Source organism: Oricola indica (genome assembly GCF_965227485.1).
GTDB classification, from domain to species: domain Bacteria; phylum Pseudomonadota; class Alphaproteobacteria; order Rhizobiales; family Rhizobiaceae; genus Oricola; species Oricola indica.
The window spans coordinates 2,217,967-2,238,331 of sequence record NZ_OZ245747.1 but is presented as its reverse complement, the minus strand read 5'-3'; the positions used below and the strand labels follow the sequence as shown (position 1 = coordinate 2,238,331).

The following is a 20,365-nucleotide window of genomic DNA, read 5'->3' as shown; positions in this document are numbered from 1 at the left end:
GTCACTCCGCCGCGATCTTTGCGGCCTGCTTGCGGGCCTTGCGCTTGGCGGCATAGGCGTTGGCCGCCTCGCGCACCCACGCGCCTTCCTCATGCGCCTTGCGGCGCGCTTCCAGCCGCTCCCGGTTCATCGGACCATTGCCCTTCACCACCCGCCAGAACTCGTCCCAGTCGATCGGGCCAATGTCGTAGCCCTGCTTTTCCTCGTTCCACCGGCACTCGAGATCGGGAACCTTCAGGCCGATGAACTCCGCCTGCGGAACGGTCGCGTTGACGAATTTCTGGCGCAGCTCGTCATTGGTGAAGCGCTTGATCTTCCACTTCGCCGACTGGTCGCCATGCACGCTGTCGCCGTCATGCGGGCCGAACATCATCAGCGACGGCCACCACCAGCGATCGAGCGCATCCTGCGCCATCTCCTTCTGCGCGTCGGTTCCGCGCGCCAGCGTCATCATGATTTCGTAGCCCTGGCGCTGATGGAAACTCTCTTCCTTGCACACCCGGATCATGGCCCGCGCATAGGGCCCGTAGGAGCAACGGCAGAGCGGAATCTGGTTCATGATCGCCGCGCCATCGACCAGCCAGCCAATGGCGCCGATATCGGCCCAGGTGAGAGTCGGATAGTTGAAGATGGAGGAGTATTTCGCCTTGCCGGCAAGCAATTCCTCGCTCATTTGCTCGCGCGTGACGCCGAGCGTTTCGGCCGCGGAATAGAGGTAGAGCCCGTGCCCGCCCTCGTCCTGCACCTTGGCGAGCAATGCCGCCTTGCGGCGCAGCGTCGGCGCGCGGGTGATCCAGTTTCCCTCCGGCAGCATGCCGACGATCTCGGAATGGGCATGCTGGCCGATCTGGCGGATCAGCGTGCGGCGATAGCCTTCCGGCATGTCATCGGTCGGCTCGATCTTCTCTTCGGCGTCTATTCGTTCCTGAAACCGCGCGAGAAAAGCCTCGTCCTCCTCCGTCGAGGTTTGCGCCCCGATCAGTCCCTGGCTGTACATCGCTCCTCCGGTCGATTGTGATGGCCGACATTAATATGTGACAAAATTCTTCTATCACAAGTCTATTTCGTAACACAACAGCAAAGGACGCCCGATTGGGTTAGGCGAAGCGAAAGAGATCAGGGCGACCGTACGCTCCACCGGCAAGCGCATGACCTGCGAGCAAGCCGATATCGCGGTATGCGGACAGGGTGAAAAACCGTGGTAACGTCGACAATGTCACTAGATTACACGGAAGACTGAAGACGCGGCCTAATCGCGCCCCTCGCGGATCGCCTGCAAGCGATCCTTCACATCCGTCTCCCAGCTTGCGAACACCTCGCGCACGCGGGCGATATAGGCCTCGTTTTCCTCAACAGGCACGCCGACTTGATAAACATCAGCGACCGACACCATCGCCTCGCGGTCCTTTTCGTTAAACGCGTCAACCATCTTCTGCGCCGCCGCAGGCTCGATGCCGAGCGCCACGAAGGCCGAACGGCCCATGCGCAAAGTTCCGTCATAGGTCTCGCGGATGATGTCCCGACAGCCATGGGCCCAAAGATCGTAGACATGATCGCGATCCGTCGCCCGCGCCATCACGTGAAGATGTGGATAGTTGGCAACCGCGTATTTTACGAGTTCCGAGATCTGCTCGCGATCGTCGATCGCGACGATCAGCAACTTCGCCTCGGCGATGCCTGCCGCATGGAGCAGGTCAGGACGTGTCGCGTCGCCATAATGGTGGCGAACGCCGAACCGCGCCATCGCATCGAGCTGCTTTGTCGAGTAGTCGATCACCACGGAATCGAAACCGCCGACCCGCAGGATCCGGTTCAACAACCCGCCGACCCGACCCGCCCCGGCGATTATGATCCGGCGGCCTTCCGGCATCGTGTCGGGCTCACGCTCCTCCGTCGAGGAATAGCGCGGCGCGATCACCCGTTCGTACAGAATGAACAGGAGTGGCGTCAGCAGCATCGACAGGGCAACGATCAGAAGCAGCCGCCCCGCCAGTTCGTCGGGGATGACACCGTTCGAGACCGTGAAGGAAAGCAGCACGAAGCCGAATTCGCCCGCCTGCGCCAGCCCGAGGGCGAAGAGCCACTTGTCCGCGCCCTTTACCCTGAAGACGTATCCAAGAGCGAGCAGCACCGCGACCTTGACGAGGATCAGGCCAACGGTCAGTCCAACGATCGGCAGGAAATTGGCAAACAGAAGTCCGAAATCGATGCCCGCACCCACCGTCATGAAGAAGAGGCCGAGTAGCAGCCCGCGAAACGGATCGACGTCGCTTTCCAGTTCGTGCTTGTAGGGCGAGTTGGCGAGGAGAACGCCGGCGATGAAGGTGCCGAGCGCCGGCGACACGCCCACAAAGGACATCAGCAGCGCAATACCGATGACGAGAAGCAGCGCGCCCGCCGTGAACAGTTCGCGCAGCTGGGCGGCGGCGATGAAGCGGAAGATAGGCGAAACGAGATAGCTCCCGCCGACGACCACCACGCCGATCGCGCCGAGCGTGACGAGCGCCGTCTGCCAGCCATTGAGGCCATCGACCAGGCTGAGCGAACCGCCGTGACCGCCCGCCTCCGCGCCCGCGCCATGATGCAGCGCTTCGACCAGTTCGGGCATGGCGAGTAGCGGAATGAAGGCCAGCATCGGGATAACGGCGATGTCCTGCATCAACAGGACCGAGAACGAGGACTGCCCGCCGTCGGATCGCATAAGGCCTTTCTCGTTCAGCGTCTGGAGCACGATCGCGGTCGACGACAGTGCGAGGATCATGCCGACGGTGAGCGCGACCGTCCATGACAGGCCGAACGCCATGGCGATCCCCATCACGGCAAGCGCGGTCAGGACCACCTGCCCGCCGCCCAAACCGAGAAGCCGGGCACGCATCGACCACAACATTTTCGGTTCGAGCTCGAGGCCGACGAGAAACAGCATCATGACAACGCCGAACTCGGCGAAGTGCTGAATCGACACCACATCGACATGGAGAAGGGCCAGCACCGGACTGATCGCGATGCCGGCGATCAGGTAGCCAAGCACGGAACCGAGTGCGAGCCGCGACGCGATGGGCACGGTCACCACGCCGGCGACGAGGAAGATGAACGCAAGAAGAAGGAAATCAGTCATGTCGCCGCTCCGCCGTGGGCACTTCGTCGGCGGAGACTAGCGAGCGGCCAGTCGATTGGGAACTGTCCGGTGAAACCGTATTAAGCTTCCGCAGAACCGCCGAACCGTGCCGCAAAGGTTTGCGGATCGCTCTGCGGCGGAAGGCCGATCCCGTCGAGCCATCTTTCGCTGGCGTCGGCCAGCTTTCCATAGACAGCGCCGAGCCGCACCCGGCCCTCGAGCGCCGGCCAGGACGGCGGCAGCAATTCCACCGGCAAAGCCGGCGCGCGCAGTACGATGCGCCGCCATTCGTGAATGACCAGCGTTCTGAGCGCCATCGCATCCAGCGGTCCGGGCTGCTGCCCGGCGTCGAGCGCGGCCGCCAGCGGCTTGAGCGTGTCGATGAAAATTCCCACGGCTTCCGCGACGCCGTCGAGATTCCAGAATTTGTACGCGTCGCCCGGCGCGCTTCCCGGCTGGCCCTTGATGACGAGATAGTTGCCGAGATTGTCCGGCAACGGACGCGCGCCAACGCTTTCCGGCCTGATCCACGTGCCGTAGCGCGAAGCAAATCCGGCGGTCCTCAGGTCCGACCCGGCGGCGTCATCGCCGACCATCGGCACGACCACGGTCCAGCGGCCGTCCCATTTCGGCGGTCCCGGCGCATAGATACGCTGGGTCGCCTCGTCGAAAGCGCGCCGGCCGCTCCGGTCGAGGCTGTAATGGCTGAGACGGCCCTGCCGCTCGCGAATCACCCAGCCTTCCGAGGCCAGCCGCGACAGGGCCGTGCGGACAGCGCCCGACTCGATACCCAGGCGACCCATGATCTCCTGCAGCGATTGCAGCGGAATGCTGCCGCCGCGCGGCACGATCGAATCCCCGAAAACGGTGATGATAACGGACCAGACGCGCAAGCGGTTTTGCCCGCGCAGTCCGTCCAGGATCGTGTCCCAATTCTCTCGTATGTCCTGCATGCTCCCACCGGATCGCTTCGCGCCGAAGGGATACAGCGAGTTGGCAGCAATGAGCAACGCCCTGCGGGTTTCAGATCGGGCCCATCAGCCGTAACAATAGGCATTCATGGTGTGCAACTCATAGGTTGCAACGGTTTCGCCGTCCTGATTGGCGACGACTACATGCCAGCGCACCTCGCCATAGCTGTCGGTGCGCTTCGTCTTGCGCTTGACCGTGAGCGTCACGCGAATCGAATCGCCCGGCGATACCGGTTTCTGGAAGCTCAACCCGTCGAGACCGACATTGGCGAGAACCGGGCCCGGCGACGGCTCCACAAACAGGCCCGCCGCGAAAGACAAAAGCAGATAGCCGTGCGCGACCCGGCCGGGGAAGAACGGATTGGCCTTCGCCGCCGCCTCGTCCATGTGGGCGTAGAAAGTGTCGCCCGTGAATTGAGCAAAATGCTCGATGTCCTCCAGCGTGATCGCGCGGGATTGCGTATGCAGCGTGTCGCCGATGGCGAGATCCTCGAAATGCCGCCGGAAGGGATGGCTCTCCGTTTCGACGGTTTTCGAGCCCGGCACGTAGACCCCGGTAATCGCGGTCAGCATGTCCGGGCTGCCCTGCACCGCCGTGCGCTGCATGTAATGCATCACACCGCGCACGCCGCCCATTTCCTCACCGCCGCCGGCCCGGCCCGGCCCGCCATGCGTCATGTGCGGCAGGGGCGAGCCATGGCCTGTCGCCTCGCCCATGGAATCGCGATCGTTGATATAGATGCGGCCGTGCCATGCACCGGCTCCCGATGTCACGGCGCGCGCGACTTCCGGATCATGCGAGATCAGCGACATGACGAGGCTGCCGCCGCCCCGATTGGCAAGCGCCACTGCGTCGTCCAGCGTTTCGTAGCCCATGACCGTCGAAACCGGACCGAAGGCTTCCGTGTCATGAACGACCGACGCGCCGGAAGGGTCGGCGCAATGAAACAGCATCGGCGGCACGAACGCACCTTTCTCGATATCCGCGCCCTCGACGGTAAAAGATGCCGGATCGCCGAATACGCAATGGGCTTCCGTCGCGATCGCCCCGACCTTTTCGAGAACGTCGCGAAGCTGCGCCTGCGAGGCAAGCGGCCCCATGCACACGCCCTCCAGCGCCGGATCGCCGATGACGGTCTTTTCCAGCTTCGCGCGGATCGCCGCGATGACGTCGTTCTCGAAAGCGCGCGGCGCGATGATGCGACGAATGGCCGTGCATTTCTGCCCGGCCTTGACGGTCATCTCCTTGACCGCCTCCTTGACGAAGAGGTCGAACTCCGGCGTGCCGGGCGCCGCATCCGGCCCGAGGATCGAGGCATTGAGACTGTCCTGCTCGGCAATGAAACGGATTGAGTGGCGCAGGATGTGCGGGCTGGAGCGCAGCATCAGCGCCGTTTGCGCGGATCCGGTAAAGGAGACAACATCCTGCGGCGTCAGCCGGTCAAGCAGGTCGCCCGTCCCCCCGGCGATGAACTGCACTGCGCCCTCGGGCAGGATGCCGCTCTCGACAATCATGCGGAAGCAGGCTTCGGCAACATAGCTCGTGGCCGTCGCCGGCTTGACGATGGCGGGAACGCCCGCCAGCAGCGTCGGGGCGAGCTTTTCCAGCATGCCCCAGACCGGAAAGTTGAAGGCGTTGATGTGCACCGCCGCGCCCTGCAGCGGCGTCGCCACGTGCTGGCCGAGAAAGGTGCCGTTTCGCGACAGCTGCTCGACGCTGCCATCGACAAAGACATGCCCGTCGGGCATTTCGCGCCGCCCCTTGGAAGCGAAGACGAAGAGCGTGCCGATACCGCCATCGATGTCGATCCAGCTGTCGGCCTTCGTGCAGCCTGCATGCAGCGACAGGTCGTAAAGCGCTTGTTTGCGTTCGCCGAGCCAACCGGCCAGCGCCTTGAGCATGCGAGCCCGGTCATGGAAGGTCAGTGCGCGAAGATTGGGGCCGCCAACGCCCCGCGCATGGTCGAGCATTGCCTGGAAATCAAGCGCCGACCCCGCTATGGCGACATCCTCGCCAGTGACCGCCGAGGCGATCGTGCGCGCTTCCTCGCCCGGTCCGATCCAGCGGCCCGCGGCGAAGCTCTCCAGCGACAAGGCGGTCATGACGCATTCCTCCCTCTGCGTATCCTCAAACAATATTGACCGACCGGTCGGTTTATGCAACGATTTTCTCGGCAATCCGAATTCGTGGGAGGGGAAGGCGTGAGCGAAACGATCCTGACAGAAAGCCATGACGGCTGGGTGGAAATCACCCTCAACCGACCCGGCCGGCGCAATGCACTGAACGAGGAGATGCATCTCGCCCTGCGCGCGGCGCTCGAAGCCGCGGCAAGTGACGAAGACTGCCGGGCGATCCTTTTGACCGGCACCGGCAAGGGATTTTGCGCCGGACAGGATCTCGGCGACCGCGACCCGCGCAAGATGGGCGGTCCGCCGGACCTCTCAGACACGATCAACCGCTTCTACAATCCGCTTGTCCGGCTGATCCGTTCCACGCCGAAGCCAATCGTCTGCGCCGTAAACGGCGTCGCGGCGGGCGCCGGCGCCAATATCGCTCTGGCCTGCGACATCGTGCTGGCCGCCGACGGCGCCTCCTTCATCCAGGCCTTCTCGAAGATCGGCCTGATCCCGGATGCCGGAGGATCGTGGATGCTCACCCGTCTGCTCGGTGAGGCGCGCGCCAAGGGTCTCGCATTGACCGGAGAGCCCCTGCCCGCCGCAAGGGCCGCCGAATGGGGCCTGATCTGGAAAACGGTCGCCGACGACAAGTTGATGGACGAGGCACGTGCATTGGCCGCCTCCTTCGCCAAGGGACCGACTGCCGGTTATGCGTTGACCAAGGAATTGATCCAAGCCGCATCCGCCAACACGCTGGACGCCCATCTGGAGATGGAGGCGGACTATCAGGGCCGTGCGGGCCGCACGCCGGACTATGCCGAAGGCGTCATCGCCTTCTTCGACAAACGCCCTCCGAACTTCACCGGCAGGGAATGACGGCCATGGCGATCAACGACCAGCAGCGCGCGGAAAAAAGCGCCGAGGCCATGTGGGCGAATGACAACGCGACCAACTGGTTCGGCATGACGCTCGATGCCGTCGGCCCGGGCTCGGCAACCATGTCGATGACCGTAAAGCAGGAGCAGGCCAATGGCCACGGCATCTGCCATGGCGGCGTGATCTTCGCGCTGGCCGACTCGGCCTTCGCCTTTGCCTGCAACTCCTACAACAGGGTCACCGTCGCGCAGTCGAACACGATCACCTATGTCGCGCCGGCCAAGGCCGGCGACAAACTGGTCGCCGATGCGAGGGAGGTCGCGCGGTCGGGCCGGTCCGGGACTTGGGATGTGACTGTTACCAATGGGGACGGCGCGGTGATCGCCCTGTTTCGCGGGCTCGCCCGCACGATCAGCGGCACGCTTTTCGAGGAAGAATGAGACCAACGCCCGGGAGGAGACCGAGCCATGAAAGACATTGCGCCTGCCCGCCAGGAGCTCGACCCGATCGAGATCGCGTCACGCGACGAAATCGCCGCGCTGCAGCTCGAACGTATGCAATGGTCGCTGCGCCACGCCTATGACAACGTGCCCTTCTATTCCGACGCCTTCGACAAGGCGGGCGTTCACCCGGACGACCTGAAAGACCTGTCGGACCTCGCGAAATTCCCCTTCACGGTGAAGCAAGACCTGCGCGACAACTACCCGTTCGGCATGTTCGCCGTGCCGCGCGAAAAGGTGGCGCGCATCCACGGGTCGTCGGGCACGACCGGCAAACCGACTGTCGTCGGCTACACGCGAAACGACATCGACAATTGGGCGACGGTCGTCGCGCGGTCCATGCGCGCCTCGGGAACCCGGCCCGGTGACGTTGTGCATGTCTCCTACGGATACGGGTTGTTCACCGGCGGCCTCGGCGCGCATTACGGGGCCGAAAAGCTCGGCTGCACCGTAATCCCGGTCTCCGGCGGCATGACCGCCCGGCAAGTGACGCTGATCGAGGATTTTGGCGCGTCGACCATCATGGTCACGCCCTCCTACATGCTGTCGATCCTCGACGAGTATCGCGCGCAGGGGCTCGATCCGCGCAACTCCCCACTGCAGGTCGGCATCTTCGGCGCCGAACCCTGGACCAACGCCATGCGCCAGGAAATCGAGCAGGCCTTCGACATGCATGCCGTCGATATCTACGGCCTTTCGGAAGTGATCGGCCCCGGCGTCGCCAATGAATGCGTGGAGACCAAGGACGGGCTGCATATCTGGGAGGACCATTTCTACCCGGAGGTGATCGACCCGGTGACCGGCGAGGTTCTCCCCGACGGCGAGAAGGGCGAACTGGTCTTCACCTCGCTGACCAAGGAGGCCTTCCCGATCATCCGCTACCGCACCCGCGACCTGACACGGCTGATGCCGGGCACGGCGCGCTCGATGCGGCGGATGGAGAAGATCACCGGCCGCTCCGACGACATGATGATCATCCGCGGCGTCAACGTGTTCCCGACCCAGATCGAGGAACAGATCCTGAAGGTGCCGGCGCTGGCGCCGCATTTCCAGATCGAGCTGACCCGAGAGGGCCGCATGGACGAGATGACCGTGCATGTGGAAGCGCTCGCCGACCATGCCGACGAGATCGCGCGGGCATCCGCCGCCGCCGATCTCGCCGAGCGCATCAAGCAGGTGATCGGCATTTCAGCCCGAATCGACGTGACTACGCCCGAACGCGTCGCCCGCAGCCAGGGCAAGGCGCAGCGCATCCTCGATTCGAGACCGAAGGATTAGAGCCAAGGTGGCCCGCACAATTGCCAAGGATCATGACGAGAAACGCGCCGCCCTGCTGGCAACGGCGGCCCGGTTCTTCGCCGAGACCGGATATGACCGCGCCTCGATGAACGAACTGGCCAAGGCCTGCGGCGTCTCCAAGGCGCTGATCTATCATTATTACGAGAGCAAGGACGCGCTGCTTTTCGACATCCTCGACACGCATCTGTCCGAGCTTCTGGAAGCAGTCGAGGCGATTACACCCGCGCCCGACCCGCAGGCCGCGCTTTTCGCTCTCACCCGGACCATCCTTGCCGCCTATCGCGACGCGGACGCCGAACACAAGGTTCAACTCGACGCGCTTGGCACCCTTCCCGAGGAAAGCCGCAAGGCCCTCAAGGCGATCCAGCGGCGGCTCGTCGAGATCATGGCGGAGACGATCCGCGCCACTCAGCCCGAACTGTTCGCGCGCAGGAGCGACCTGTTGAAACCGGTCGCCATGTCTGCCTTCGGCATGTTGAACTGGTTCTACATGTGGTACCGCGAAGGCTCCGGCCTCGGACGCGAGGCCTATGCCAAACTCGTCGCCGATCTCATTCTCGGCGGCCTCGACCGGATCGCGCAGGGCAAGGCGCAGACGCTGGAGATTAAGAAGTGACATCCCCCGTAACCGTATCGATCGCCGATGGCGTCGCACTCGTGACCATCGACAATCCGCCCGTCAACGCGCTCTCGCAGGCGGTGCGACAGGGGATAGAAGACGCGGTGAACGCGATCGACGCCGATCAAAATGTCGGCGCGGCGGTGCTGACATGCGCCGGGCGCACCTTCGTCGCAGGTGCGGACATCAAGGAATTCGGGCAGCCGCCGCAGCAGCCTTATCTGCCCGACGTGCTGTCGGCCGTCGAAGCGGCGCGGGTGCCGTGGGTCGCCGCGATCAACGGTTCGGCGCTCGGCGGCGGGCTGGAACTGGCGATGAGCTGCCACGCCCGCATCGCCGCGCCCGGTGCGAAAATGGGCCTGCCGGAGGTCAATCTCGGCCTCGTGCCCGGAGCCGGCGGCAATATCCGCCTGCCCCGCCTCGTCCCGCTTGAGACGGCGATCACGATGGTGACGACCGGCAAACCGATCGGCGCGAATAGCGCATTGGAAAACGGGCTGATCGACCGCATTGCCGAGGACGATCTCGTTGCCGACGCAAGGGCTTACGCCGCGGACCTGATTCAATCCGGCAAGCCTACTCCCGTGTCCGAGCGCCCGCCAAAAGAGACGCCCGACGCGGAATTGTGGTCCAACCGCGAAAAGGCGCTTGCCGCGAAATCCCGTGGACAGGCCTCTCCCGTCGAGGCTTTGCAGGCATTGCGCGACGGCATCGAGCTTCCCGTCCCGGAGGCCGCCGAAGCCGAGCGGGACCGTTTCCTGCGGCTGCGCGCAAGCGAACAGGCGGCGGCGCTGCGCTACATGTTCTTCGCCGAGCGCAACACCGGACGCCCGGACGACATGCGCGATGTCGAACCGCTCCCCCTGAAACGGACAGGCGTAGTCGGCGGCGGCACGATGGGCGCGGGCATCGCAACCGCGATGCTGCTTGCGGGCCTCAGAGTCGATCTCGCCGAACGCGACGCGGAAGCGGCGGAAAAAGCGCGTGATCGGGTCGCAGGACTGCTCGACGGCAGTCGCAAGCGCGGACTTCTCTCGGATGCCGCCTATGCCGATGCGCTGTCGCGCTTCACAGCCCACGGGTCTTTCGAAGGGCTGGCCGAATGTGACCTCGTCATCGAGGCTGTGTTCGAGGACATGGCGGTCAAGAAGGACGTCTTCGCGGAACTCGATCGCATCTGCCGCAAGGATGCGGTGCTTGCCTCCAACACGTCCTATCTCGACATCAACGAGATGGCGCGTGCAACCGGCGATCCGACCCGTGTGTTGGGGCTGCATTTCTTCTCGCCGGCCCACATCATGAAACTGCTGGAACTCGTGCGCACCGACGACGTGTCGCCGAAGGCGCTTGCGACCGGCTTCGCGCTGGCGAAGACGCTGCGCAAGATCCCGGTTCTGTCCGGTGTCTGCGACGGGTTCATCGGCAACCGCATCATGTCGGCCTATCGCCGCGAATGCGACTTCATCCTGGAGGAAGGCGCCTTGCCGCATGAGGTCGACGCGGCCATGCAAGGCTATGGCTTCGCCATGGGCATCTACGCCGTGCAGGATATGTCCGGCCTCGACATCGCCTGGGCGACGCGCAAACGCCGCGCGCCGACCCGGCCGGCGGAGGAGCGCTATTCCCGCATTGCGGACCGTATCTGCGAACTCGGCCGTTTCGGCCGCAAGACCGGCTCCGGCTGGTACGCTTATCCCGAAGGCGCGAGATCGGGCCGGCCGGACCCGGTGGTCGAGCAGATCATACTCGAGGAAAGCGAACGGCTGGGCATCGAGCGGAAACCACTCTCCTCCGACGAGATCATCGACCGGATCCTGTCCACGATGCAGTCCGAGGCCCGCGCCGTGCTCGATGAAGGCATCGCGCTGAAGCCATCCGATATCGATGTGACGCTGGTCAACGGCTTCGGCTTCCCGCGCCATCGCGGCGGGCCGATGTTCGCCGCCGGCTACAGGGACTGAATGGACGCCATCCACCCAAGTCCCGCCTCGGTGCCATTGCGCGGCCGATATTCCGCGCCGAGATAGCCGTCATACCCTATCGCGGCCAGCGCGCCCGCAATCCAGGGATAGTTCAGTTCACCCTCGTCCGGTTCGGCGCGCGACGGCGCGGCAGCAATCTGGATGTGGCCAATCATCGGCAGATGGGTTTCGATGCGACGGACCAGATCCCCCTGCCCGACCTGTATGTGATAGCAATCCGCCATGATCTTCAGATTGGCGCGCCCGACCGCGGAGACGGTTTCGGCCGCCTGCTCCAGTGCCGCGACATGGTAGCCCGGTGCATCGCACCGGTTGATCGGCTCGATCAGGATCGTGATATCGCCGGCGGTGGCGCAGGCGAATTCGAGATTGGCGCGGTAGACCGCTTCCGCCTCGGCCCCGCCGCCGGATTTTCCCGCCATCGCGTGAACCGCCGAACATCCGATCGCCCTCGCATAGGCGACCGCCTGCTCGATCGCCGCCCGTGCCTCGGCCTCGCGTCCGGGCATGGCGCACAGGCCAAAATCGCCTCGCTCCATATCGCCCCTGACCGTGTTGAGCCCGATCATGGGCAGACCCGTCTCGTCGAGTGCGGCCCCCACCGCGTCCGGCGATACGTCAAACGGCCAATGGCACTCCACGGCATCGAACCCGGCCTCCGCCGCCGCGCGGATGGCGTCCAGCAGCGAAAGTTCCGTCCAAAGGAACCCAAGATTTGCCGAGAGCTTCACCCAGGCGCTCAGACGTAGCGGTTGACGACGTTCTCCAGATATTCCTGACGGCCGGAAACCGGATCGGGATTGATGTCCGCCTTGCGGACCCATTCCTCGATCTCCCCGAGCGTGAAGCCGCCGTCCAGCATCTTCTTGGCTTCCGGAATATTCCAGTGCTTGTAGCGATCCTCGACGAAATCGGTCAGCACACCGTCCTCGACCATCTTCGCCGCCGCCTTGAGGCCCCGCGCGCAGATATCCATGCCGCCGATGTGAGCTTGCAGAAGATCTTCCGCGTCGAGTGACTGGCGGCGTAGCTTGGCGTCGAAATTGGTCCCTCCGGTGGTGAAGCCGCCACCCTTGAGGATCGCGTAATAGGCAAGCGCGACCTCGGGCGTGTTGTTCGGAAACTGGTCTGTGTCCCAGCCGGACTGGTAGTCGTTGCGGTTCATGTCGATGGAACCGAAGATGCCGAGCGCCTGCGCCAGTTCCAGTTCGTGCTCGAAGGAGTGGCCCGCAAGGATCGCATGGCCCTGCTCGATATTGACCTTCACCTCGTTTTCGAGACCGTGGCGCTTCAGGAAACCGTAGACCGTCGCGACATCGTAGTCGTACTGGTGCTTTGTCGGCTCTTGCGGCTTCGGCTCGATCAGGATCGTGCCCTCGAAGCCGATCTTGTGCTTGTACTCGACGACAAGGTTCAGGAACCGTCCGAGTTGCTGGTCTTCGCGCTTGAGGTCGGTATTGAGCAGCGTTTCGTAACCCTCACGACCGCCCCACAGAACGTAATTCGCGCCGCCGAGCTTGTGCGTGGCGTCCATGCAGGTCTTCACGGTCGCCGCGGCAAAGGCGAAGACGTCCGGGTTCGGGTTGGTCGCCGCGCCGGACATGTAGCGTCGGTGGCTGAACAGGTTGGCGGTGCCCCAGAGGAGGTTCACGCCCGTCTGCGCCTGTTTTTCGGCGAAATAGTCGACGATTTCCTCGAGATTCTTCGTGTTCTCGGCGAAGTTCGATCCTTCCGGCCGCACGTCCGCGTCATGGAAACAGTAGAACGGATTGCCGAGCAGCGAGAACATCTCGAAGGCGACATCAGCCTTGAGCTTTGCGCGCTCCATGGAATCCTGCGGATACCATGGCCGGTCGAAAGTGCGGCCGCCGAACGGGTCCCCCCCCTCCCAGGCGAAGGAATGCCAGTAGGCGACGGCAAAGCGGAGATGATCCTCCAGCCGCTTGCCCATCACGACCTCATCCGGGTCGTAGTGGCGGAAGGCGAGCGGATTGGTGCTGTCCGGTCCTTCGTATTCGATCTTCGTGATGTCGCCGAAAAAGCCGGTGCTCATGTCATGACTCCCTTTATGGCCGGATAGAGCGCCTTGTAGCGCGCATGGGCATCGCCATACGCCGCCGAAAGGCCGCTTTCAGGTTCGTGAACGCGTTGGATGGCGGGCGGCGTGCAGACGGTGGCCGGATCGGCGCCTTCGGCTGCCATCAGTCCAAGCCGGGCGGCACCGAAAGCCGCACCGAAATCGCCATCTGCGGGTACTTGCACGGGAACGCCGAGCACCGTCGCCAGCAGCTTCAGCCAATAGGCCGAGCGCGAGCCGCCTCCGACCGCCGTGACGCTGTCGAGCGTGGTGCCCGCCGCCTGCAGGGCTTCAAGGCAATCGCGGAAAGCGAAGCTGACCCCTTCCAGGACAGAACGCGTCAGCGCGTTCCGGTCGCTTTCATGGCCAACGCCGACAAAGGCCCCGCGAATGGAGGCGTCGTTATGCGGCGTGCGCTCGCCGCCGAGATACGGCAGGAAGATCACGCCGGACGGCGCGTCGAGGCTCTCTCCCAGCGCATCCGTCATGTCCGCCGCATCAATGCCGGTGATTTTTTCATACCAGTTGAGCGAATCCGTCGCCGACAGGATCACGCCCATCTGGTGCCACGTGTTCGGCAACGCATGGCAGAATGCATGCACCGCGCTTTCCGCGTTCGGCAGATAAGCGTTGTTTGCGGCGAACAACACGCCCGAAGTTCCGAGCGACGCGAAGGCGGAGCCGTCATGGATCGTGCCCATGCCGATCGCGGCGGCTGCATTGTCGCCCGCCCCTCCGGCGACCGTGATTCCCGCATTAATACCGAAACGCGTCGCGATTTCCGCGCGCAACTGCCCGCCTGCCTCGCTCCCCTCGACGAGCGACGGCATGGCGTCCTCCGAGAGGTCGGTCGCCGCGAGAAGCTCCGCCGACCATGCCCTTGCGCCGGTATCGAGCCAGCTCGTTCCGGCCGAATCGGACATTTCGGAAATGTGCTCGCCAGTCAGCCAGAGGCGCAGATAGTCCTTCGGCAACAGCACCTTGCGGACCTTGGCGAAGATTTCGGGTTCGTTGTTCTTCACCCAGACTAGCTTGGGCGCGGTGAAGCCCGGAAAGACGATATTGCCGGTGATCGAACGAAAGCGCGGATCGGAATCGAGCGCCGCGGCTTCCGCGTGGGAGCGCACGTCGTTCCACATGATGCAGGGTCGGAGCACGGTGTCGTCACCGTCAAGCAGCGTAGCGCCATGCATGTGACCCGACAGGCCGATACCGCGCACTGCCGCCATTTCGGCGGCATGGTCGCGCTTCAGTTCGGACAGCGCCTGTTCGGTGGCCGCGATCCAGTCGGCGGGGTCCTGCTCCGACCAGCCGTGATGCGGCCGCGACAGATCCACCTCGGCGGAAGCCGAATCCACGATTCGCTGATCATGATCGATGAGAAGCGCCTTGACGCTCGACGTACCGAGGTCGATTCCGAGATACATTGTTTCCTCCCCGGCGCGGTTTCGCGACGTCCGGCCATTCAAACGGGTCGCATTCTTTTTTTCAAGGTGTAAAATAAATCAGATTTCGCCATGCACGGCGCGGCGACGCCCAATTATTAGGCAACGGCAGACCAAAACACCGCTTTGCACATTAAGCTTGCGATTCCGCGCCATTTTTTCCACGATGGCGCTGGGTCGTCCGACCCGTTGACCCGCACCGCCAGAGCCTGTTTCGGGGGAATTGATGCAGCTGACACCGCGCGAAAAAGACAAACTCCTCATCGCCATGGCGGCCGAGGTCGCCCGCAAGAGGCTGGCGAGAGGCGTCAAGCTCAACCATCCGGAATCCATCGCCCTGATTACCGATTTCGTGGTGGAAGGCGCCCGGGACGGCCGCTCCGTCGCCGACCTCATGGAAGCGGGCGCGCATGTCATCACCAAGGACCAGGTGATGGATGGCATCCCCGAGATGATCCACGACATCCAGGTCGAGGCGACATTTCCGGACGGGACCAAGCTCGTCACCGTTCACGAGCCGATCCGCTAGGCCGATGTACGGACCGAGGAGCCTTTGACTGTGCATCAGCACGCCACCATCGCCCGGGCCGTCGCCTACGCCGCAAAGGCGCATGACGGCATCGTGCGCGAGGACAGAGGCGACGCCTATTTCAACCACCTCGCGGAAGTGGCGGCGATGTGCGCCGAACTGGAGCCGTTCGACCCGGTTCTGGTCGCCGCCTGCTACCTGCATGATGCGATCGAAGATACCAATGTCACGGAAGCCGATATCCGAGCGGAATTCGGCGACGAGATCTCGGAACTGGTGATGGATGTGACCGACCCGCCGGGCCTCAAGGGTAAGGCGCGCCGTGAGCGCCAGGTCACCCACACCGCCGGGGCCGGCCCGCGCGTCAAGAGGTTGAAGCTCGCGGACAAGACGTCGAATGTCGAGGAACTGATCGGCCTGCCGGCCAGGCGGTTCCACGCCGGCCCCAACGCCAGATACCTGAAATGGGCGCGTCGCGTCGTCGATGTCTGCCGTGGCATCGAGCCAAAGCTTGAAGCCCGGTTCGATGCATCCGCCTCCCGGCTCGAAACCGAAATCAAGACCGCAGTCAAGAAATCGAAGGCCGCCTGAGCGCCAACCGAAAGGACAACTCGATGAAACGCCTCCTTGTCGCAACCGCCCTGCTCGTAGCTTCCGCCGCGCCGGCATTCGCCCATCTCGATCCGGGCGAGCACGGTTCGCTGGCCTCCGGCTTCTCGCATCCGCTGTTCGGCGTGGATCATATCCTCGCCATGGTGGCCGTCGGCCTGTGGGCCGCGCTGATCGGCGGGCGGGCCATCTGGGCCGTGCCGGTGACCTTCGTCACGCTGATGGCGGCAGGCTTCGCGGCATCCTTCGTCGGTCTGCCGCTGCCCTATGTCGAGCCGGTGATCCTTGCCTCCATCGTCGCTTTCGGACTGTTGATCGCGCTCGCCGCGCCCATCCCTGTCGAATGGGTGCTTGGAGTGACGGGCTTCTTTGCGGTATTCCACGGCTACGCGCATGGCTCCGAACTCGGATCTGCCGGCGCGCTCGCCTTCGGTGCCGGCTTCGTCGTCGCCACCTCGCTGCTGCATCTTGCCGGCGTCGGTGTCGGCATCGGGCTTATGCGGCTGTTCGAAGGCCCGAAAGGCCGCATCGCGCTACGGGTCGCCGGCGGCGCGACCGCCGCTTACGGCCTTGCTCTTGCAGTCGCAGGTTAGGAGACGTCCATGATCCCCGGAGAAATCATCACCGCCGAAGGCGACATCACGCTCAACGAGGATGCGCCGACCGTCACGCTGAAGGTCGCCAACACCGGCGACCGCCCGGTCCAGGTCGGTTCGCACTATCATTTCTTCGAGACCAATCCGTCGCTCGATTTCGACCGCGAAAAGGCGCGCGGCATGCGGCTCGACATCGCGTCGGGCACCGCGGTGCGCTTCGAGCCCGGCCAGGAACGTGACGTGACTCTCGTGCCGCTCACCGGCGACCGCACCGTCTACGGCTTCCGGCGCGAGGTGATGGGCAAGCTATGATTGCCGTCCGCATCCAGTCCGAAAGGACACCCGGATGAAGGTCTACATCCACGGCGGTTTTCACAAGACCGCGACCAGTTCGATTCAGAAACTGCTGACGGAAAACGCACCGCTCGCGCCGAGCGGCTACCGATTTTATGTCTATAGTGAACATCCGCTAGTCCAGGACCTCTACAAGCGTCTGTTGTTTTACTGGCGCGTGCCGAGCAGCCTCGCGCTCAGACGCGTGCGTACCGGTCTCGAACTGCTGCGCGAGGACATGGTAAGCCATGAAACAAAGACGGCGATCGTCTCTTTCGAGAGCTTGTGCGGTCAGCTTCCAAATCACAGGAATACCGCAAGCATATTCCCGCATGCGAACACAATCCTGAAGGAGGTCGCGGACGTTTTCGCCGCCGATGAGCCCGTCTTCATGTTCTCGACGCGCAACGCGCGTTCCTGGATCGAGAGCCTGTATTACCATCGTGTGCGCAGCCGCGGCACCCGCATGAAGCTGGAGGATTTCGCGGCCATCGAGAAATACCGCACTCTAGACTGGGAGAATCTGGTCGATGAAGTGATGAATGACATTCAAGCGCCCTGTCATGTCGTGGCGATGGAGGACGATCTCAAATCGCCGCTGGGGCCGGGAAGCGCCATCCTGTCGATCATCAGCCCCGACGGAAAATTGACGGCAAACTGGAAACCGGTCGAGCGACGCAAGCCGAGACCGGACAGCCGCGTAATCGAACTCGGGGAGCGCTGGTGGATGATGCTGCTTCCCCGCTTCCTGCGGAGAAGGATCATGCGGACCTACATGCGCCGGCTGAAGCGAGGCGATGGAATGGCAACACTGAACGCGCGGAGTAGCTGAGGTCGATGCAAGGCGGCAATCAGATCGACAGACCGTTCCGCCGCGCGCGACGCGCGATGCGACGCGTCCCGGCATGGCTGTCCATCGTATTGTTTTCGATTCCGGCGGCCGCCACCGCACAGGATTGGGATTGCACCGACGCCGGCAATCTGCCGCAGCAGGGCATGAACTACTGCGCCTACCAGGAATGGCAGGAAGCCGATGCAACGTTGAACGAGATCTGGCCGGATGTGCGCGCCCGGATGGCGGCAATGGACGCGGAAAGCAGCGAGCATTTTCCCGAACAGGCGAATGGCGCGAAGAACCTGCTGAAGGCGCAGCGCGCCTGGATCGACTATCGCGACGGTCAATGCGCGGCGGAGGGCGCGCAATTCGCGGGCGGCTCGATCAGGCCCCTGATCACCTTTTCCTGCAAGGCGACGATGACGCAAAGGCGCATCGAAGAGCTGCGCGGCCTGATGGAGACCTACTGATGGCCGAAACCGGCGCGGCAACAATCCGAAATTTCCGTACGGACGCCGACATCGACACAGTCGATACGATCGACCGTCATGCCGACGCCCTGCTACTCCATGAACCCGTTGTCTTCGAGCACGACGACTCCGCCGACGGGTTTGACACTTACGATGAACGCGTCGTCCACATGCGACTGACACTCCACTGACGAAAGAGGGACGAAATCCATGCCCGCCAAGATTTCCCGCGCCGCCTATGCCGACATGTTCGGCCCGACAACCGGCGACAAGGTTCGCCTCGCCGACACCGAACTCTTCATTGAGGTCGAGGACGATTTCACCGTCTATGGCGAGGAAGTGAAGTTCGGTGGCGGCAAGGTCATCCGCGACGGCATGGGCCAGAGCCAGACGACACGCATGAACGGCGCGGTCGATACTGTCATCACCAATGCGCTGGTTGTTGATCACACCGGCATCTACAAGGCCGATATCGGCCTGAAGGACGGGCGCATCCATTCGATCGGCAAGGCGGGCAATCCCGACACCCAGCCCGGGATTGACATCATCATCGGCCCCGGCACGGAGGCGATTGCCGGCGAAGGCAAGATCCTGACTGCCGGCGGTTTCGACGCGCATATTCACTACATCTGCCCGCAGCAGATCGAGGAAGCGCTTATGAGCGGGCTGACCACCATGCTTGGCGGCGGAACCGGCCCGGCTCACGGCACGCTGGCCACAACCTGCACACCCGGTCCCTGGCATATCGGCCGCATGATCCAGTCCGCGGACGCCTTCCCCATGAACCTGGCCTTCTCGGGCAAGGGCAATGCGGCCCTGCCCGGCGCGCTCAAGGAGATGATCGTCGGCGGCGCCTGCTCGCTGAAGCTGCACGAGGATTGGGGCACGACGCCCGGCGCGATCCACAACTGCCTTTCGGTCGCCGACGACTATGACGTGCAGGTGATGATCCATACCGATACGCTCAACGAGAGCGGTTTCGTCGAATCGACCGTTGAGGCCATCGCGGGACGCACGATCCACGCGTTCCACACGGAAGGCGCCGGTGGCGGCCATGCGCCGGACATCATCAAGGTCTGCGGACTGTCCAACATCATTCCGTCATCGACCAACCCGACGCGTCCCTACACGGTCAACACGGTGGACGAACATCTCGACATGCTGATGGTCTGCCACCATCTCGACGCCCAGATCCCCGAAGACGTCGCCTTTGCGGAAAGTCGAATCCGCAAGGAAACCATCGCGGCTGAAGACATCCTGCACGACATGGGGGCGTTCTCGATCATCGCCTCGGACAGCCAGGCAATGGGCCGCGTCGGCGAGGTCATCATCCGCACCTGGCAGACCGCCGACAAGATGAAGCGCCAGCGCGGCCGCCTGCCCGAGGAAAGCGGCCAGAACGACAATTACCGCGTGCGCCGCTACATCGCAAAATACACCATCAACCCGGCCATCGCGCATGGCATGTCGGCCGAAATCGGCTCCATCGAGGTCGGCAAGCGCGCTGACCTGGTACTCTGGAACCCCGCCTTCTTCGGCGCGAAGCCCGATATGGTGCTGATCGGCGGCTCCATTGCGGCGGCACCCATGGGCGATCCGAACGCCTCCATCCCGACGCCGCAGCCGGTGCATTACCGCTATATGTTCGGCGCCTACGGAAAGGCGCTGACCAATTCCTCCGTCGTGTTCACCTCCAACGCGGCGCTGGATGCCGGTCTCGGCGACATGCTGGGCATCGACAAGGAGCTGGTGGCGGTGGAAAACACCCGCAGCGGCATTTCCAAGGCATCGATGGTGCTCAACGACCTGACCCCTGATATCGAGGTCGATCCCGAGACATACGAAGTGCGCGCCAATGGCGAATTGCTGACCTGCGAACCGGCAACGGAACTGCCGATGGCGCAGCGGTATTTCCTGTTTTAGTGCAATTCAGTTTTTGGATTGAAACATCAGCAGCAGGACGCGCATTCGAGCCGAAGGCGAGAGGCAGC

Annotated in this window: 20 protein-coding genes; 13 read left to right on the top strand and 7 right to left on the bottom strand. The window is 63.6% G+C overall.

What is annotated here, in order from left to right:
* Window position 1: 1 nt before the first annotated feature.
* The 4 genes from paaA to paaZ form a co-directional block, all read right to left on the bottom strand.
* The gene (paaA, locus tag ACQK2M_RS11275; RefSeq protein ID WP_425417889.1) at window positions 2-997 is read right to left on the bottom strand and encodes a 1,2-phenylacetyl-CoA epoxidase subunit PaaA; all 996 of its coding nucleotides are present in this window, start codon (window positions 995-997) and stop codon (window positions 2-4) included.
* A 252-nt stretch (window positions 998-1,249) separates the two neighbouring features.
* Window positions 1,250-3,115, bottom strand: coding sequence for a cation:proton antiporter (locus tag ACQK2M_RS11270; RefSeq protein WP_425417888.1), 1,866 nt, complete (start codon window positions 3,113-3,115; stop codon window positions 1,250-1,252).
* Between the two features lie 80 nt (window positions 3,116-3,195).
* The gene (locus ACQK2M_RS11265) at window positions 3,196-4,068 is read right to left on the bottom strand and encodes a PaaX family transcriptional regulator (protein ID WP_425417887.1); all 873 of its coding nucleotides are present in this window, start codon (window positions 4,066-4,068) and stop codon (window positions 3,196-3,198) included.
* A gap of 84 nt (window positions 4,069-4,152) precedes the next feature.
* Window positions 4,153-6,189 carry a phenylacetic acid degradation bifunctional protein PaaZ gene (paaZ, locus tag ACQK2M_RS11260; RefSeq protein WP_425417886.1) on the bottom strand — a complete coding sequence of 679 codons (2,037 nt, stop codon included), beginning with the start codon at window positions 6,187-6,189 and terminating at the stop codon, window positions 4,153-4,155.
* A gap of 99 nt (window positions 6,190-6,288) precedes the next feature.
* On the opposite strand from paaZ, the gene paaG reads away from it, so the two are divergent.
* From paaG to ACQK2M_RS11235, 5 genes are read left to right on the top strand one after another with little or no spacing between them, the layout of a single operon-like run.
* Entirely contained in the window at window positions 6,289-7,080 is a 792-nt protein-coding gene (gene paaG / locus ACQK2M_RS11255) for a 2-(1,2-epoxy-1,2-dihydrophenyl)acetyl-CoA isomerase PaaG (RefSeq protein ID WP_425417885.1), read from the top strand.
* The gene (gene paaI / locus ACQK2M_RS11250) at window positions 7,077-7,520 is read left to right on the top strand and encodes a hydroxyphenylacetyl-CoA thioesterase PaaI (RefSeq protein ID WP_425417884.1); all 444 of its coding nucleotides are present in this window, start codon (window positions 7,077-7,079) and stop codon (window positions 7,518-7,520) included. Before paaG ends, paaI begins: the two co-directional genes overlap by 4 nt.
* A 27-nt stretch (window positions 7,521-7,547) precedes the next feature.
* Window positions 7,548-8,858 (top strand): phenylacetate--CoA ligase PaaK, encoded by a 1,311-nt coding sequence (gene paaK / locus ACQK2M_RS11245; RefSeq protein ID WP_425417883.1) that lies wholly within the window; start codon window positions 7,548-7,550, stop codon window positions 8,856-8,858.
* 7 nt (window positions 8,859-8,865) lie between these two features.
* A complete protein-coding gene (locus ACQK2M_RS11240) occupies window positions 8,866-9,495 on the top strand; it encodes a TetR/AcrR family transcriptional regulator (protein WP_425417882.1) in 630 nt (209 codons plus the stop codon).
* Entirely contained in the window at window positions 9,492-11,459 is a 1,968-nt protein-coding gene (locus ACQK2M_RS11235; RefSeq protein ID WP_425417881.1) for a 3-hydroxyacyl-CoA dehydrogenase NAD-binding domain-containing protein, read from the top strand. Before ACQK2M_RS11240 ends, ACQK2M_RS11235 begins: the two co-directional genes overlap by 4 nt.
* On the opposite strand, the gene ACQK2M_RS11230 is transcribed toward ACQK2M_RS11235, so the two are convergent.
* The 3 genes from ACQK2M_RS11230 to xylB are packed head-to-tail and all read right to left on the bottom strand — an operon-like array spanning window position 11,447 to window position 14,984.
* Window positions 11,447-12,211, bottom strand: a complete 765-nt coding sequence (locus ACQK2M_RS11230) for a hydroxypyruvate isomerase family protein (protein ID WP_425417880.1) — start codon at window positions 12,209-12,211, stop codon at window positions 11,447-11,449. The two genes, ACQK2M_RS11235 and ACQK2M_RS11230, sit on opposite strands and share 13 nt — an antisense overlap.
* Before the next feature lie 8 nt (window positions 12,212-12,219).
* Window positions 12,220-13,533: a xylose isomerase gene (gene xylA, locus ACQK2M_RS11225; protein ID WP_425417879.1), complete on the bottom strand. Its 1,314-nt coding sequence runs from the start codon at window positions 13,531-13,533 to the stop codon at window positions 12,220-12,222.
* Complete coding sequence (xylB, locus tag ACQK2M_RS11220; protein WP_425417878.1) at window positions 13,530-14,984, bottom strand: xylulokinase; 1,455 nt, start codon at window positions 14,982-14,984, stop codon at window positions 13,530-13,532. Before xylB ends, xylA begins: the two co-directional genes overlap by 4 nt.
* 244 nt (window positions 14,985-15,228) lie before the next feature.
* Between xylB and ACQK2M_RS11215 the strand changes: the two genes are divergently transcribed.
* The 8 genes from ACQK2M_RS11215 to ureC are packed head-to-tail and all read left to right on the top strand — an operon-like array spanning window position 15,229 to window position 20,297.
* Window positions 15,229-15,531, top strand: coding sequence for an urease subunit gamma (locus ACQK2M_RS11215; protein ID WP_425417877.1), 303 nt, complete (start codon window positions 15,229-15,231; stop codon window positions 15,529-15,531).
* 30 nt (window positions 15,532-15,561) lie between these two features.
* Complete coding sequence (locus ACQK2M_RS11210) at window positions 15,562-16,122, top strand: HD domain-containing protein (RefSeq protein ID WP_223475377.1); 561 nt, start codon at window positions 15,562-15,564, stop codon at window positions 16,120-16,122.
* A 23-nt stretch (window positions 16,123-16,145) separates the two neighbouring features.
* Window positions 16,146-16,733 (top strand): HupE/UreJ family protein, encoded by a 588-nt coding sequence (locus ACQK2M_RS11205; RefSeq protein ID WP_223475378.1) that lies wholly within the window; start codon window positions 16,146-16,148, stop codon window positions 16,731-16,733.
* 9 nt (window positions 16,734-16,742) lie between these two features.
* Complete coding sequence (locus tag ACQK2M_RS11200) at window positions 16,743-17,048, top strand: urease subunit beta (protein ID WP_223475379.1); 306 nt, start codon at window positions 16,743-16,745, stop codon at window positions 17,046-17,048.
* A 34-nt stretch (window positions 17,049-17,082) separates the two neighbouring features.
* Window positions 17,083-17,901, top strand: a complete 819-nt coding sequence (locus ACQK2M_RS11195) for a hypothetical protein (RefSeq protein WP_223475380.1) — start codon at window positions 17,083-17,085, stop codon at window positions 17,899-17,901.
* A gap of 56 nt (window positions 17,902-17,957) precedes the next feature.
* Window positions 17,958-18,374, top strand: coding sequence for a lysozyme inhibitor LprI family protein (locus ACQK2M_RS11190; RefSeq protein ID WP_425417876.1), 417 nt, complete (start codon window positions 17,958-17,960; stop codon window positions 18,372-18,374).
* Window positions 18,374-18,565, top strand: coding sequence for a hypothetical protein (locus ACQK2M_RS11185; RefSeq protein WP_425417875.1), 192 nt, complete (start codon window positions 18,374-18,376; stop codon window positions 18,563-18,565). The genes ACQK2M_RS11190 and ACQK2M_RS11185 overlap by 1 nt, the downstream gene beginning before the upstream one ends.
* Window positions 18,566-18,584: 19 nt before the next feature.
* A complete protein-coding gene (gene ureC / locus ACQK2M_RS11180) occupies window positions 18,585-20,297 on the top strand; it encodes an urease subunit alpha (RefSeq protein ID WP_425417874.1) in 1,713 nt (570 codons plus the stop codon).
* Window positions 20,298-20,365 lie beyond the last annotated feature (68 nt).